The 16,851-nt window shown below is 41.5% G+C and carries 11 protein-coding genes; 4 read left to right on the forward strand and 7 right to left on the reverse strand.

Features of this window, described 5'->3' with window-relative positions; all coding sequences use genetic code 11:
* Positions 1-1,160 precede the first annotated feature (1,160 nt).
* On the forward strand, positions 1,161-3,749 hold the full coding sequence (gene mutS, locus LPH68_RS23145; protein ID WP_032849410.1) for a DNA mismatch repair protein MutS: 2,589 nt from the start codon (positions 1,161-1,163) through the stop codon (positions 3,747-3,749).
* 129 nt (positions 3,750-3,878) lie between these two features.
* Here mutS and lgt read toward each other — a convergent pair whose 3' ends face one another.
* The 6 genes from lgt to LPH68_RS23175 all read right to left on the reverse strand — a co-directional run bounded on the left by lgt (position 3,879) and on the right by LPH68_RS23175 (position 12,061).
* Positions 3,879-4,715: a prolipoprotein diacylglyceryl transferase gene (gene lgt / locus LPH68_RS23150; RefSeq protein ID WP_004298678.1), complete on the reverse strand. Its 837-nt coding sequence runs from the start codon at positions 4,713-4,715 to the stop codon at positions 3,879-3,881.
* Positions 4,716-4,732: 17 nt separating this feature from the next.
* On the reverse strand, positions 4,733-5,650 hold the full coding sequence (locus LPH68_RS23155) for a ketopantoate reductase family protein (RefSeq protein WP_087322083.1): 918 nt from the start codon (positions 5,648-5,650) through the stop codon (positions 4,733-4,735).
* Between the two features lie 47 nt (positions 5,651-5,697).
* The gene (ychF, locus tag LPH68_RS23160) at positions 5,698-6,801 is read right to left on the reverse strand and encodes a redox-regulated ATPase YchF (protein ID WP_151923279.1); all 1,104 of its coding nucleotides are present in this window, start codon (positions 6,799-6,801) and stop codon (positions 5,698-5,700) included.
* Positions 6,802-7,782: 981 nt separating this feature from the next.
* Entirely contained in the window at positions 7,783-8,952 is a 1,170-nt protein-coding gene (gene araJ, locus LPH68_RS23165) for an MFS transporter AraJ (protein WP_004322669.1), read from the reverse strand.
* A 247-nt stretch (positions 8,953-9,199) separates the two neighbouring features.
* Positions 9,200-10,507 (reverse strand): Fic family protein, encoded by a 1,308-nt coding sequence (locus LPH68_RS23170; RefSeq protein ID WP_008775329.1) that lies wholly within the window; start codon positions 10,505-10,507, stop codon positions 9,200-9,202.
* A 147-nt stretch (positions 10,508-10,654) separates the two neighbouring features.
* A complete protein-coding gene (locus LPH68_RS23175) occupies positions 10,655-12,061 on the reverse strand; it encodes a S9 family peptidase (RefSeq protein WP_004322671.1) in 1,407 nt (468 codons plus the stop codon).
* Between the two features lie 510 nt (positions 12,062-12,571).
* On the opposite strand from LPH68_RS23175, the gene istA reads away from it, so the two are divergent.
* Genes istA through istB form a run of 3 tightly spaced genes read left to right on the forward strand, consistent with a single transcriptional unit; the run spans position 12,572 to position 14,950 of the window.
* Entirely contained in the window at positions 12,572-13,561 is a 990-nt protein-coding gene (gene istA, locus LPH68_RS23180) for an IS21 family transposase (RefSeq protein ID WP_052662350.1), read from the forward strand.
* Positions 13,562-14,167, forward strand: coding sequence for a hypothetical protein (locus LPH68_RS23185; RefSeq protein WP_004322673.1), 606 nt, complete (start codon positions 13,562-13,564; stop codon positions 14,165-14,167).
* Between the two features lie 12 nt (positions 14,168-14,179).
* Positions 14,180-14,950 carry an IS21-like element helper ATPase IstB gene (gene istB, locus LPH68_RS23190; protein ID WP_004322674.1) on the forward strand — a complete coding sequence of 257 codons (771 nt, stop codon included), beginning with the start codon at positions 14,180-14,182 and terminating at the stop codon, positions 14,948-14,950.
* 72 nt (positions 14,951-15,022) lie between these two features.
* On the opposite strand, the gene LPH68_RS23195 is transcribed toward istB, so the two are convergent.
* Positions 15,023-16,618, reverse strand: a complete 1,596-nt coding sequence (locus tag LPH68_RS23195; RefSeq protein ID WP_044654148.1) for a two-component regulator propeller domain-containing protein — start codon at positions 16,616-16,618, stop codon at positions 15,023-15,025.
* Between the last annotated feature and the right edge of the window lie 233 nt (positions 16,619-16,851).

Consider the following 16,851-nt stretch of genomic DNA (forward strand, 5'->3'; position numbering starts at 1 on the left):
GTATTATTATTAGCTGATATAAACAAGAAAAATGATAATATTTGTATTTAAAATGTGTGCTTTTGTTTGAGTGAATATCATTCGATGTTTATTATATTTTTATAAAAGTATAGAAAATTGGTTCATGGTATGTTACGACTGGCTTTTTGCATTATACTGCATATTGGGGAGTTTGATATGTTGTAGAAGGCAAAAAAGAAGTGGCTTAATTTGACAATTTTGGGGCATAATTGCTATACCCAAAACGGTTCGTTTCATGTATGGTTATAAATTTATTCCATATCATTATATTTTGGACATGATAAGATTATCATTGAAATATATTTCAACATATGCATTCCTACGATAGAAGTGTCAAAAATAAAAGAGACTAACAATTTCCTTAATTATAAGTTTAGGACTTTATCAGTTAATTCGTTTCTCGGTGAGAAACACTTCGTTTCTCGGTGTCGAACAGGTTGTTTCTCGGTGAGAAACGGGGCGTTGGTTTTAAAGGAAAACCCCGAATAGTAACCGACTGGATAACAGTGCTTTACAAAACAGTGTTATCTATCAGAAATACATAGGAGTTTTATTGACATTTTTTTGGTAACGCCATTTGTTTCTATTGCATCTATTACTGTAATAATATTTACATTAAAACTAAAATATGGCATTTATAAAAGAATTTGTTTCATTCCTTTCTGAGACAGGAATGAATCTATTTTTAAAGGTGGGGTTGCTCTGAACCGAATCTCTAGGATTTCAGATTGCGCCAAAAGAATCTGATGATTGAAAAGAGAGAGTTCTGCTGGTTTATATCAAATAGGGACGAAGCGTATAGGCATAAAAAAAGGAGCAACGCCTTGCTCCAACCTTTGTTAACCTTAAATCTAATACTATGAAAAACACATTGCAAAGATACGGACTCTTGGGAAATTAGCAAATTATCCAAGAAAAATAGCATGTTTTATAACACGTTTTAATAGTTTTCCCCTACTTGTTAAGAAATCAGTCCTCCTTATTTCAAGGTATGTAACATTAATTTTGAAAATTGAATCGGAGCATACCGTTGATTCTCTGCCGAAAAACCGTTATCTTTGCAAGGATAATCACATTATGCACTCAATAAAAAAGAAAAGGAGACACCCGTGAACGAAGAAGAGATCGTCCTCACCCCGATGATGAAACAGTTTCTGGATTTGAAGGCAAAACATCCGGATGCAGTGATGCTGTTTCGTTGCGGTGACTTTTATGAAACATATTCTACGGATGCCATCGTTGCAGCCGAAATTTTAGGGATCACACTGACAAAACGTGCCAATGGGAAAGGAAAAACTATCGAGATGGCAGGTTTTCCTCATCATGCCCTTGATACCTACCTTCCGAAACTGGTTCGCGCTGGAAAACGTGTCGCTATCTGCGACCAGCTCGAAGACCCCAAAATGACGAAGAAGCTGGTGAAGCGTGGTATTACCGAATTGGTTACTCCTGGTGTTTCTATCAATGATAATGTTCTGAACTATAAAGAGAATAACTTCCTGGCTGCCGTTCATTTCGGAAAGGCTTCCTGTGGAGTTGCTTTTCTCGATATTTCTACCGGTGAATTCCTTACTGCAGAAGGACCTTTTGATTATATAGACAAACTGTTGAATAACTTTGCCCCTAAGGAAATTCTTTTTGAACGTGGCAAACGCCTGATGTTTGAAGGTAATTTCGGTAACAAGTTCTTTACATTCGAGCTGGACGACTGGGTATTTACAGAAACGACTGCCCGTGAGAAACTGCTGAAACACTTTGAAACGAAGAATCTGAAAGGTTTCGGAGTGGAGCACTTGAAAAACGGTATCATTGCTTCCGGTGCTATCCTGCAGTATCTGACAATGACGCAGCATACGCAGATTGGTCACATCACTTCATTGGCACGTATTGAAGAAGATAAATACGTCCGTCTGGATAAGTTCACGGTGCGTAGCCTTGAGCTGATTGGTAATATGAATGATGGCGGCAGTAGTCTAATCAATGTGATCGACAGAACGATCAGCCCGATGGGAGCGCGTCTGTTGAAACGTTGGATGGTTTTTCCGTTGAAGGATGAGAAGCCGATTAATGAACGCTTGAACGTAGTGGAATATTTCTTCCGCCAACCAGATTTTAAGGAATTGATTGAAGAACAGTTGCATCTGATAGGTGACCTGGAACGTATTATTTCCAAAGTGGCTGTAGGGCGTGTGTCGCCTCGTGAAGTCGTTCAGTTGAAAGTTGCCTTGCAAGCAATTGAGCCGATAAAACAGGCATGTATGGAAGCTGATAATGCGAGCTTGAATCGCATTGGCGAACAGTTGAATCTTTGTATTTCTATTCGTGACCGGATTGCCAAAGAGATTAAAAATGATCCTCCTTTACTGATAAATAAAGGTGGAGTGATTCAGGACGGTGTGAACGCAGACTTGGATGAATTGCGGCAAATCTCCTATTCAGGAAAAGATTATCTGCTAAAGATACAACAGCGGGAGAGCGAAGAGACGGGTATTCCGAGCTTGAAAGTAGCTTATAATAATGTATTCGGTTATTATATCGAAGTCCGTAATGTGCATAAGGATAAGGTTCCACCCGAATGGATTCGCAAACAGACGTTGGTCAACGCAGAGCGTTATATCACGCAGGAACTGAAAGAATACGAAGAGAAGATTTTGGGAGCGGAGGATAAGATTCTGGTTCTGGAAACGCAGCTATATACAGACTTAGTACAGGCATTGATGGAATTTATTCCACAGATACAGATTAATGCGAATCAGATTGCACGTCTGGACTGCTTGTTGTCATTTGCCAATGTGGCCCGTGAGAATCGTTATATCCGTCCGATTATTGAGGATAATGACGTACTGGATATTCGTCAGGGACGTCACCCGGTAATAGAAAAACAACTTCCAATAGGCGAGAAGTATATTGCCAATGATGTAATGCTGGACAGCGATACACAGCAGATTATTATTATTACAGGTCCGAACATGGCCGGTAAGTCGGCACTCTTGCGCCAAACAGCATTGATTACGCTATTGGCTCAAATCGGCTCGTTTGTTCCTGCGGAAAGTGCGCATATCGGTTTAGTTGATAAGATATTTACCCGTGTAGGAGCGAGCGATAATATATCAGTCGGTGAATCTACATTTATGGTAGAGATGAATGAAGCGGCTGATATCCTGAATAATGTTTCTTCCCGGAGTCTGGTATTATTTGACGAATTGGGTCGTGGTACTTCTACTTATGATGGTATTTCCATTGCTTGGGCAATTGTAGAGTATATCCATGAACATCCCAAAGCAAAAGCACGTACATTATTTGCTACGCATTATCATGAATTGAATGAGATGGAGAAATCTTTCAAGCGTATCAAGAATTATAATGTATCGGTGAAAGAAGTTGATAACAAAGTAATCTTCCTTCGTAAACTGGAACGTGGCGGTAGTGAACACTCTTTCGGTATTCATGTAGCAAAGATGGCCGGTATGCCGAAAAGCATTGTGAAACGTGCAAATGAGATATTGAAACAGCTTGAATCTGATAATCGCCAACAGGGCATAGCAGGTAAACCGTTGGCAGAAGTGAGCGAGAATCGTGGAGGTATGCAGTTAAGCTTCTTCCAGTTGGACGATCCGATTCTCTGTCAGATTCGCGATGAGATATTGAATCTTGATGTGAATAATCTTACTCCTATTGAAGCGCTGAATAAACTGAATGATATTAAGAAGATAGTCAGGGGGAAATAAGCTGAAAATGTATATAATGTCTTAGGATATGTTTTCGATTGTTGTCCTGACATTAGGGAAATGGCATTTGTTTTATTGATAAAAAAGAGGGATTAGTGATGTTTGAACCGCTAATCCCTCTTTTTTGATTTAGGCTATTTTCTTTTTCTTCTTGTCATAGAAGAACATGAAATAGACGCCTATTATGATAAACGGAACGCTTAACCATTGTCCCATATTGAACATCATGCTGTTTTCAAAATCTTCCTGATTTTCTTTTAGGAATTCGATGAAAAAGCGGAAGGTGAAGATATAAGTCAGACAAAGGCCGAAGAAGAAGCCGCGATGCAGTTTCTTACTGTAATTCTTATACAGGTAAATCATGATGAAGAACAGGATAAGATAAGCGATGGCTTCGTAGAGCTGTCCCGGATGACGGGGTTGCATATCTACACGCTCGAAAACGAATGCCCAAGGTACATCAGACGGTTTGCCGATGATTTCGGAGTTCATCAGGTTGGCAAGGCGGATGAAGCAGGCGGTGATTGGAGTAGCTACGGCAATCATATCCAGCACGTCCATATAATGGAGCTTCGTCTTGCGGCAATATAGCCAAAGGGCGATTATCAATCCTAATGTACCGCCGTGGCTGGCAAGTCCTTCATATCCGGTAAATTTCCAGTTTCCGTCCGGCATGAATTTGATAGGAAGAATCATTTCCCAAAAATGAGACAAGTAGTATCCCGGATCATAGAACAGACAGTGTCCCAGGCGGGCACCAATCAGAATACCAAAGAAACAGTAAAAGAAAAGCGGGTCAAACTTCTTTTCCTCTATCTTTTTATCCCGGTACTGGTAGTGAACAACCACATAAGCAAAGAATATTCCTACTGCCCACAGTAATCCGTAATAACGGATAGAAATGCCGAACAGGTTGAATAGTTCGGGATTCGGGTTCCAGTTGATGGATAATAGCATGGTATTCATTCTATATTGGATTAATGTTAATGATTAGATTTTTTGAATTTCTCCGCAACCATCCGGTAGGTCGGTATATCTATTCCCTGTTCTTCGGCTGCTGCAATCATGTCGAAGAGCAATCCTTGTATTTCCGAGTCGTGTCCGCGTGCCAGGTCTTTTTGCATAGAAGCGGTACTTTCGGGATCGAGCTTGTCAATCACTTTTAGGTTGTAGCTGACTGGGTCTTCGGGAAATTCGACGCCCAGTTTCTTTCCTAAGGCAGCGCTTTCCGTAGAAAGTCCGATAAATGTATCCCGTATCTTTCCCGGTTTCTGCACTTCTCCCATCGGAACGTCGTAGTAAGCACCCGTCACAGCCATTGCGGAGATAAACGACCATTTGATAAACGTATCCCGGTTGATGTCCGGTGAGAGGTCTACCTTTATGCCTGCTTCCTGCAAGTCTTGTTGGATAGCTTCCAGTAATCCGGGTTTTACAACTGTGCCGCGATGAGCGCCGTATACCAACCGGAATATCTTTCCCATTTGGGTGATTTCTCCGGTGCCGGATACGAAGCCTACGATATAGATGCAGCCGTCGAGAACGGTGACTTCCGGAACTAGCTTCTGTATGCGCGGCCCTGTGCCATATACATTCAGAATAGGGATGACAACCGTGTCTTTGTGTGCTGCTCTTTTTATCAGTTCTACGATAGAATCGACCGAATAACCTTTTACGCATACAAATATCACATCTGCTTTTCCATTGAATTCTTCAGCGGTAGTAGCCGGAATCCGGAGCGTATGTTCGCCCTTCAAATCCGATTTCAGTTTCAAACCGTTCGTTTGAATCGACTGCAAGTGAGCTCCACGGGCAATACAAGTTACATCTTTGCCTGCCAGCGACAAGAATCCTGCGATACTGCCGCCTACACCTCCCGTTCCTGCAATGAGATATTTCATATTGTTAGCGAATTAGTAATTAATAAGTCGTCGGTGGTAACCGATAATCACACGTTGAAACGGAAATGCATGATGTCGCCATCCTGCACCACATATTCTTTTCCTTCTACACCCAGTTTTCCGGCTTCTTTCACAGCTGCTTCCGAGCCGTATTTGATATAATCATCGTATTTGATAACTTCGGCACGGATAAAGCCTTTTTCAAAATCGGTGTGGATCACTCCGGCACATTGAGGAGCTTTCCATCCTTTTTCGTATGTCCAGGCACGTACTTCTTGTACACCGGCAGTGAAATATGTTTCAAGATTCAGGAGTTTGTAAGCAGACTTGATAAGACGTGCTACGCCCGATTCTTCCAAGCCTACTTCGGCAAGGAACATTTGACGGTCTTCGTACGTTTCCAGTTCGGCGATGTCCGCTTCTGTTTTGGCTGCGACAATCAGGATTTGAGCATTCTCGTCTTTTACGGCTTCGCGTACCATATCTACGTATTTATTTCCGTTTACTGCGCTTGCTTCATCAACATTGCAGACATACATTACCGGCTTGCTGGTCAATAAGAACAGTTCGTGAGCAATCTTTTGTTCGTCTTTTGTTTCAAAAGTCACTGTACGTGCAGATTTTCCTTGTTCCAGTGCGTCTTTATATTGAACGAGTACATCGTAAGCTAACTTTGCAGCTTTGTCTCCGCCCGTCTGTGCTTGTTTCTGTACTTTCTGGATACGGCTTTCGATGGTTTCCAGGTCTTTCAATTGAAGTTCGTAGTCAATGATTTCTTTGTCGCGGACGGGATTTACGCTTCCGTCTACGTGTGTCACATTGTCGTCATCGAAGCAACGGAGTACGTGGATAATTGCGTCTGTTTCACGGATATTGGCAAGGAACTTGTTTCCCAGTCCTTCACCTTTGCTTGCGCCTCTCACCAGTCCGGCGATATCTACGATTTCTACAGTTGTAGGAACAATTCGTTGGGGGTGCACCAATTCAGCGAGTGCGTTCAGACGTTCGTCAGGAACAGTGATTACACCTACATTGGGTTCAATTGTACAGAAAGGGAAATTTGCCGCCTGTGCTTTCGCATTCGACAAACAGTTGAAAAGTGTCGACTTACCCACGTTCGGTAGTCCTACAATACCACATTGCAATGCCATATTAATCTATTATTTCTTTTATTATCAATGATTTATACAAATGAACAACGATTTGGCAACAATGTCCGGATAAATAAAGAGTATTTGTTGCCGGGCTGCTCATTGTAGTTTGCAAAGATAATACTTACTAATCGAAATTACCCCAATTTCGTAGAACAAAATAAGTTTGTCCATTAAAAATCAATTTTTAAGCTAACGAAGAAAACGTGGTATGCTTTCTGTCTTTAAAAAACAGATAAAAACGATATCAATGTCTCTTTCAATGTAGACTTCATCTGTTTTTTTAGTAATGAGCCAGCTAAATGTTGTTTTAAAAAGATGCAAAGGCTCATTTGTTTTGTCTTTATCATTTACTTATGATATTTATTCTCTTTATATAATTAATTATATTAGAAAAAGCGCGTAATTGAGGTGGTCCCCCTCCACCTCAATTACACGCTTTTTTCATATAAAAAGAATATTCTTTCGCGTCTGCGCACGTGTACACTATTAAAAAGAAAACTCACAGCCAGTTTATCTTCCTATGCTATGTATAGCACAGAATCCCACTATAGCTGCTTTTATTTTCATTATAGCTAATCTCAATTTCATTATAGCTAATCCCGATTTCATTATAGCTAATTTTATTTTCATTATAGCTAATCAGAACTTGTCATCAAGAGACTCATGGCTCATTGAGATACTTATCGTATCCCAAATATACGATAAATCGTCCGGTGCATAAGTAAAATCATTCTAGATGAAAGTAAGACAAAGTAAGCTAATCTGGGACAAAGTACGTCATTTCAATCCCTTGTGATATAATACCTTTGCGGTATCGAAAGAAAAAGAAATAGGGCTGGTTCATTTCTTCCGATATCTATTGCGTCAACTGTTTTGCTTTGTTATAAGCCGGCTGAAAATAAATTTATATTAGGGTGATTCTTTTATGTGATAAAGAATCGAATGCCCGCTTTCGATTTTTGGGCTTAGTGAAAAGTTTCAATCGTTTTCAATTATATCATCCTCTGTAATTCTGGCTTGGTATTTCTTATAAAAAATCAGGAATAAAGTAAATCCGATCAGGGCGAATGGTACACCCGCCAGAGCCGGATAACGGTAGCCACCGCTAACAGCCAGTCCGCCTGCATAAGCACCGATGGCATTTCCGAGATTGAATGCAACCTGCACGCAGGCTGCTCCCAGCATTTCTCCTCCCTTTGATACGCGGATAATTAATATCTGCTCCGGACTGGATACAGCGAACAGTCCTGCTGTACAAAGGCACATCAACAGGGCTGCTGCCCATTTATAGGGAGAAAGGAAGAAGATGAGCAATAACATAATACAGATAAGTGCTTGTGCGGCAGTTCCTACTTTTCCGGGGGTGTAGCGGTCGGAGAGACGTCCGCTAATCAGGTTTCCCACTACCATACCGAAGCCGGCAAGGATCATTAAAGGCGTAATGCTTTCTGCGGAGAAGCCGGACACATTGGTAAGCATCGGATTGATGTAGCTATACCAGCAGAATACACCGCCATTACCTAGTGCCGTAGCACCGAGAATCAGCCACGGAGCCGGAGTTTTAAGAAAGCGGAATTGTCCTTTAAAGCCGGTATCCTTCAGACCCTCTACATGCGGAACCCATCGCCAGATATAATATAGGATAACAATTCCCCAGATACCAACCAGCAGGAAAGTGGCACGCCAGGAAAGCATGGTACTTAAGGAAGTACCCAAAGGTACACCAAACAGATTGGCAATGGTCATTCCTGCAATCATGATGGAGACAGCTTCCGAACCTTTACCTTTGTCGGCTAGTTTCTCGGCAACAATAGAGCCTACTCCGAAGTAGGCACCATGAGGTAAACCGGAAATAAAGCGGGCAGCGAGCAACACCCAGTAATTGGGAGCCATAGCTGCACAGATATTACCTATCATAATTAAGGTAACTAATACTAGCAGAATATGTTTTAGTGGATATTTGCGAGCCAATGTCAATACAGGTGCACCCACACAGACGCCTAATGCATAGGCAGAAATGAAATGTCCTGCCGTAGGAATGCTAATACCCAAATCTTTTGCCACATCGGGCAAAATTCCCATCATCACAAATTCGGCAATACCTAATCCCAAGGTGCCGAACGCCAAAGCGATAAGACTTTTCTTCATACCAAACTTAACCTTAATACCTGTAACCTTTTTACCTTACTTTTATTTGCCGCTTATTTTTTCGGCTGCAAAGGTAAAACAAAATCTTCCAGGGTGAGTTCGATGAGATAGATTTTGATTTAAATCAATTTAGACAATGCCGGTATAAACTTGTGATGAAGGGTTTATGTAGTATATGCAAATTGTAGCCATTTACTTTCTTTCCAATTCTTGCAAATTCTTCAAATATTTGCAAGAATTGGAAAGATTATGTGATAGACTTAACTGTTTTATCAAAAAGTTCTCCTTTTACATATCCTTTCTTTACTTTATTAAGTGATATTTCATCAACCAGTTTTCTTTCCACAAGACCGTCAATATCATTTTTGGCGGTAGTATGAGTAATAGAGAACCTGTTTTGTAGCTCTTTCACGGTGAATAATATTTTAGGATTATCATTAATAAGCCTAAGAATATCTGCTTGCCGTTCGTTAATATTATCTAATTTATAGAATACAGAAGCCTGATGTTTTTGATCTAATTTACGTTTGATATAAGTTTGTAGTTCTTTAAAAGCAAGCTCTAGCACTCTTAGGTTGTAAGCTATAAAGTATCCCATGTCTTTTTCATCAGCTTCTGTGTATAAATAAGCATTTTCATAGGACTTTTTTGATTTGGCGATTACCCTTGAGATAGATAAATATTCAGTTAACCAATAACCACTTTTTAGCATATACCAATAGAATAGAGCTCTTGCTGTACGTCCGTTTCCATCTACAAACGGGTGCATATAAGCAATCATAAAATGGATGATAATGCCTCTGATTATTGGGTGAATAAATACTTTAGAATCACTTTCATTGAAGAATATGCATAAATCTTCAATAAATGAAGGGATATCTTTGTATGAGGGGGGAGTGTGTACTACTTCATGCGTAATAGCATCTTCCACTACTACTTCGTCATTCGTTCTGTATGCTCCTGCATCTGCTGGATTTTCTAATGTTTTTTCAGTCATTAAGACATGAATCTGCTGTAATAGTTCGGATGATAGTGGGGTATGTATATTTTGGGTTATAAAACGTATTGTTTGATAATTATTGAAAATCATTTGTTGCGATTTGTCCTGTGGAGAAAGGCTTTTTCTTAACATCTCCTTAGCTACTTTTCTAGTAGTTGCCGCTCCCTCCATTTGGCTGGAGGATATTGCTTCTTCCATTAATGAGCTAATTAGATACTGTTCTTTGTTTTCTGCCGGAATGATTGAATTACTTCCCCAAGAGCCGCCAAAGTTCATATCAAACTCGTGACACATCCGCTGCATGGCGTTGGTTATACTGATGGATATGCCATATTTTTTCCATACAATGATTCGTTTTGCTCTCCGTGATGCTTTTATGTAGCACCATAATTCTTTACTCGATATGCCTTCAGGAGCCTTTTGGTATTTTACATCAGACCAATAACTATATTTATCATTGTTTTTTTCTATGATTGCCTTGAGTTTTTCAAGCGGATCAGTGAGAAGAACTTTTAAATATTCTTCCTGACTTATTTGAGGAGGGAATTCAATCATAATACCATCTGTTTATATTATATTGGGTCTACAAATATAATTCTTTTCTTGCTAATTCTTGCAAATTCTTCAAATATTTGCAAGAATTGGAAAGAAAAGAATGTGATATAGAGAAATGTGCACTTGCAAAGTATATAATTAATAGGCTTATTGTTTTCTTATCCATTCAATGATATCTTTCAGGACTTCCGGATTGATTGTTTCTTCCAGTTGCCCGTATTCGGTCAATGTCCCTTTTTCACAAGTCTGAAACAGATGATTTAAGTTCGGATAGGCTTTGACTGTTACATTTTTGTTTCCATTTCCGGTGATTCTTTTCTGGATAGCGGTCAAATTCATAACGGCATCCACTTGAATATCCTTTTTCCCGTTCAGAGCCAGAACCGGACATTTTAGTTTCTTCAAATCCTGGCCTGGGTCATATCTCATAAAATGAAGATACCATGGAGAAGTCATCGAACTGATTTGTGCGGATAGTTGCTGGATGGTATTCAGGTCTTTCAATTGTTCGGGAGACATTGTTTTTGTAACGTCTGCATACAGTTCTTTCTGCAACTCTTCGGGAGTTTTGTCTGTTTGTTGCAGTATGGCATATCTGTTCCGTATCGAAGGCTTCATCCCTTGCCAGACGGCATCCGGCATTCCCTGGGATTTAGAGATTAACTCTACCTGCTTCAGCATCAGACTGTCGCCTCTCACGCCGGCTCCTGCCAATGAAACGACAAATGCAATGGATGGGTCCTTTTTGGCAACGATGAATGCAATGATTCCGCCTGCACTATGTCCGATAATTCCGATTTTCTTTGCATTTATTTCTTTTCTGCTGCGCAGATAATTCACCATTGCTTCCGTATCTGTGGCAAAATCCTCATTGGTAGCTGTTGCGTGAGTACCTTGTGAAGCGGCAGTACCCCTGTCATCACATCTAAGCACAGCAATTCCGTTTCGGGTCAGATAATCGGCGATGACAAAGAAAGGTTTGTGTCCCATGATTTCCTCATCCCTGTTCTGCGCACCGCTTCCCGTCACCATTACCACTGCCGGAAATTTAGTTCCTTTTTCGGGAAGAGTCAATGTTCCGGCAAGGTTAATTCCATCCCGTTCATTCCTCACGGTGACTTCTTCACTTCTGTAAGGGAAAGGCGGTTGAGGCTCCTGTGGACGTTTGGGGCGGCTGGCTTCTCCCTTTTTCAAATTCAACGGAAGGGGCATCCCTTGCGTAAATGTTCCGTTGATTGTGTTATCACTGTTCAGTTTTCCTTTGTACGAAGCATGAATCACAGGTATCTGGATAATTAAAGTAGAATCATTGAAAGAAGTAGTCTGTGTCTTGATACCGTTGGCTCCCTGGTCGGGACTGTCCAGTGTGGTCACATAAGCGCCTTGTTCCGTTTGACTGATGTGGAATACAATAGTCAATGAACCGGTGGGAATGGAAAGTTTTCCGTGCCAGGTTCCCGAAATATCTTGGGCGGAAACAGAGGATGAGAAGAACACTCCGGCTAATAGTCCGGTAATGAATATAACGATGCAGCTAGCCTTAACTATTTTCATAAGCGAAAAATTAGGTTTAATCTTAATTGTAAATATAAGATATATACAAAGGTAACAATTTTCCCCATTATAAAAATAAGACATTACCTAATCTTGTCAGAATCCGGTAATATCTTATTTGGCTGTTCCTGTATACTATTACAGTTTTTATTGTTAAGCACAACCTCTATTCCAAACTATATAGCCTCCCTTAAAAAACGATGATTCTTAAAAAAGGAATATTTAATCATCGGAGAAGGACATAAATCGCAGTTTGGTAAAGAAAAGCCGGAAAATGCCATGCATTTGTAATTACGTGATTCTCTATTTTCGCTGTTTTGAGAATATACTAATGTAAATAATAACCCAAAAGTAGTCCACCATAATAATTGAAAAGTATACCACTAGGTTAGTAAATGGAGTCTGTTTTTTACTATTTCCCTATCGTAATTACATGCTCTATATTAAGATTTATTAATATAACCACTTCCTTTGTGGTTCAACCAATAAGGAAGTATAAACATGATAACCATGGTGGATAAACAAACCATAATTCATTTGTATAGAAGTCGTGGGCTCAGCAAACGTGCCATTGCCCGCGAACTGGACATCAGCCGTAAAACGGTACATAAGGTAATCCAGGAGTATGAGAGTACATTGTCTTCTGATACTCCTTCAGTAAGTTTAGAGACAATTTTGACTACTGCGCCCCGGTATGATAGCTCTAAACGTAGCCGTAGAGTAATCACAGGACAGGTACAATCCATTATAGATGATTGCTTAGCTAAAAATGCCAGCAAACGTGCCAGTGGTCTAAAGAAGCAATGTATGTTAAAGAAGGATATTCACAATCTTCTTCTTTCACGAGGATTCTCAGTCAGCTATCCGAGCGTATGCAAGTATATCACGGGGATTGATACTCAAAAGTCCCGTAAACGGGAAGAGGCTTTTATCCGGCAGTACTATATCCCGGGAGAGAACTGCGAGTTCGACTGGGGAGAGGTAAAACTCCGCATACATGGTAAGCTTCAGCGTTTCTTTCTGGCTGTGTTTACTTTTAGTCACAGCAATGGGCGTTATGCCTATCTGTTCCGTCATCAGAATACGCTGGCCTTTATGGAATCACACCGTAATTTCTTCCGCCAGGTCAAGGGAGTTCCCTATGTCATGGTATATGACAATATGCGTGTGGCGGTCAAGGACTTCGTAGGGACAGATAAGACTCCCACGGAGGCTTTGAGCCGTATGTGCGCCTTTTACCGGTTTGATTTCCGCTTTTGCAACGCACGTGCCGGATGGGAAAAAGGACATGTGGAACGTAGCGTGGAGTATGTCAGGCGCAAGGCGTTCTGTATGAAGATGGATTTCGACTCGGTAGAAGAAGCCGGCAAACACCTGCAAGAGGTATGTGAAGGACTTAACACACAAGCCGGAAGTATCTCCACCTTGGACAAGGTAGAGTCGCTCGCGGCTGATCTGGCAGCCTTGCAGCCACATATAAACGAGATGGGATGCTTTTAAATGGAGGATTATAAAGTTGATAAGTGGTCTACTATCTGTATGAAGAACATCCATTACTCCGTTCCCGACACATTAGTGGGGAAAACGGTTTCTGTCAAGATATACAGCGAGAAGGTTGTTATCTTCCATGGGCAGGTGAAGGTGGCAGCGCATGAACGTGTGTATGGCGTGGCAGACTGGAAAATACAGTTGGAGCATTACGCTCGCACCCTGCTGCGCAAGCCGGGGGCGGTACAAGGATCGTTGGCACTCATGCAGATGCCCGCTAAGATACAGGAACTCTTCCAGATACATTTCCAGGATAATGGAAGGGACTTTGTTCTGTTAATACAGTATGCCGCAGAGAATGGATTTACAGACAAGGATATCATACGTTCCTATGAGGCTTTGAGACTGCGTGGAGTACACAAGGTATCGGCAGACCAGATTAAAGCCTTTATGCACGCTAATAATGAGCCGCAGGATGGAAATGGGGAAAATGTGCCTGCTCCGGAGCACCGACAGCAATCACGGCAGATAGAGGATGCGGCAATGGGGATCCTTGTGGACCTGACCAGGATGATGGACAGCACACAGGCTTTAACTCAAATAGATTCTTTAAACTAAAAAAATATTGTTATGGACTACTTGTCAGAAAAAGAAATGATTACAGACTATGCCAGAGAACTTAAAATAAATGTTCTACAGAACGAACTGGAGGACTTTATCACATTGGCAACGCAGGAGAACTGGGGATGCAGGACATTGATTGCACGCATACTGGAAAAGGAAATGGAAATAAGGGTAGAGAAACGAAGAAAACAACGGGTAAGGATAGCCGGATTCCCGCAGATGAAGTATTTGCAGGAGCTCATAAGAGAGGATTTGCCTAAAGACGCACAGATGGTCATACCTGAACTGGAAACACTTGAATTTGTTAAAGAAGGAAGAAACGTGGTGTTATATGGAAATCCGGGAACAGGAAAGACACATATAGCCACCGCATTGGGGATCAAGGCGTGCATGGAAGGATATACGGTCTTTTTTACATCTGTACCGCATCTGCTAACACAAATAAGGGAATGTAGGTCACAGAAGAGTCTAAGACAACTCGAACTCAGGTTTGAAAAGTATGATATGGTCATTTGTGATGAATTTGGATATGTAAGTTGTGATAAGGAAGGAGGAGAACTATTGTTTAACCACCTATCACTCAGAGCCGGGAAAAAAGCGACAATCATTACCACAAATCTATCTTTTGACAGATGGGGAGAAATTGTAAAAGATAAAGTTCTAGTCGCTGCAATGGTAGACAGACTAACCCATAAAGCACATCTGGTGAACATGAGCGGACAATCATATAGAGTTAAAGAAACACAAAACATGAGGAGATATGTATCACAAAAATAAAAGAATTATATCCTTTGCATAACGAAACTAGTGGACTACTTTTCAATTATTATCTGGTATACTTTTCGATTATTATATACACTTGTTATAGGGTAGAGAGTTCGGATTATCGGGGTTTCGGGTGTACTGTTTCCATTTGTCTTGTGGCAGGTCGTAGCAGAACACGCCGTCGGAATAGGTAGCCAGCCACAGTTTGCCGTGGCAGTCTTCCAGTATATTGTACACAAAGATTTTGTTCATTTCGGGGATGCGTGTGAAGTCATCCGTCTTTCGGTTGTAACGCATCAGCCCCGAGGTCGTGCCTATCCATAATTCGCCGGTGCTACTTTTATAGATTGAGAATATGTTGTCGGCATTGAGGGTATTGGATGCTTCGCCCTTTTCGTAGTGCCGTACTTCCCGGGTGCGAAGATGGATACGGTTCAGTCCGCCGGCAAAAGTACCTGCCCACAGGTAATCACCGTCGATACATAATCCGTGAATGTTGTGGTACAGGGCAGGGTGGTGGAAAGGCGTGACTGTACCGTCGGCGGGATTGAAATGGAAAAGTCCCTTGTCTTCTGTGCCGAACCATATCGTCCCGTCATTGCTTCCGCAGAATTCACGGATGCGGTGTCCCAAGTATCGCATGTCGTCCCGGGGATAATACTTTTCGAAGTAAGTATATTGGTGAGGATAATAGTTGACGCCACCGAAGTATGAGCCTATCCACATTCCGCCTTCACGGTCTTTGAAGATGGTGTAGATGGCGTTGTCGGATAATGCGTAGCGGTCGTCGGACTCCGAGGTGGTGAGGTGGATATATTTGTCGGTTTCCAAGTTGTAGATGTAGATGCCTTGTTCCGTACCTACCCATAGCTCCGTATCCGAACGCAGGCAGATGTTGCGTACGTAGTCGTTTAACAGGCGGCGCACCTTGCGGGTGGTCAGGTTGATTTCTGCCAGGCCGTTGGACGAACCTATATAGATGCAATTGTGCAGTCCTTTGACACAGGTGGTGATGATAGCTCCTTTGAAAGGCTCTTCGCCTTCGGCATCCCGGAAAACGGTGAAGCGGGCGGCGTCTTCCGAATGATACAGGTTGTCCTCGTAGCGGTTCACCCACAATTCGTTGTCTCCGAACCAGAAGCGGGTGATGTTAAGCGCTCCTTTTCCTATTTTTGCGGAATACTCCTTCAAGCTGTTCTTCTTTATGTCGTAGTGGAAAAGCCCTTGGGAATCGGACGAAATCCATACGTCTTTTTGCGGGTCGGAATCTATCCACGTTATGGTACGGCTGATGGTCTCACCGGTACCTTCGATGGGAATGTCGAACGGGGTGAATTTCTCTAATCGGGGGTTATAGATGTAGACGCCCGTATCAGTCCCTACCCATATATTTCCTTCGGCATCCTCGTGTAGGGCAGTGATAAAGTTGTTGCCCAAAGAAGAGTTCTCTTTCTGAAAAGTACGGAATACGAGACCGTCATATTGGTTCAGCCCGTCTTTCGTGCCAAACCACATGAATCCTTGCCGGTCTTGCAGGATGGTGTTCACCGTATTATGTGAAAGTCCGTCCTTGATGTCCAGCGTACGGAAATAGTAATAAGGGTTTTTGGCGGCACTCTCTGCCCAAAAGGTTGACAGGAGAAGGCTCATGATGGCGTATAAAATGCTTTTTGTTTTCATAGCGGACAAAGATGCAATAGCTATTTCGGACAAATATAAACATTATATATACGATAACTGTAATTTGGAGATTATTTTCTTTCTATAATCAATAAAGTTCCGCCTACTTGCTTTTCTCTAATTATTTTTGTATCTTTAAAGATTTTCCGTCCGTAACAGGGCAGACGCATTAAAAATTATTGTTCTGTAAAAGTTGTGACAAATATTTTTCATCCCATCCGGCTTTTAGTCTT

Origin of the sequence: Bacteroides sp. 1_1_30 (assembly GCF_020982715.1) — a bacterium.
Classification (GTDB): domain Bacteria; phylum Bacteroidota; class Bacteroidia; order Bacteroidales; family Bacteroidaceae; genus Bacteroides; species Bacteroides xylanisolvens.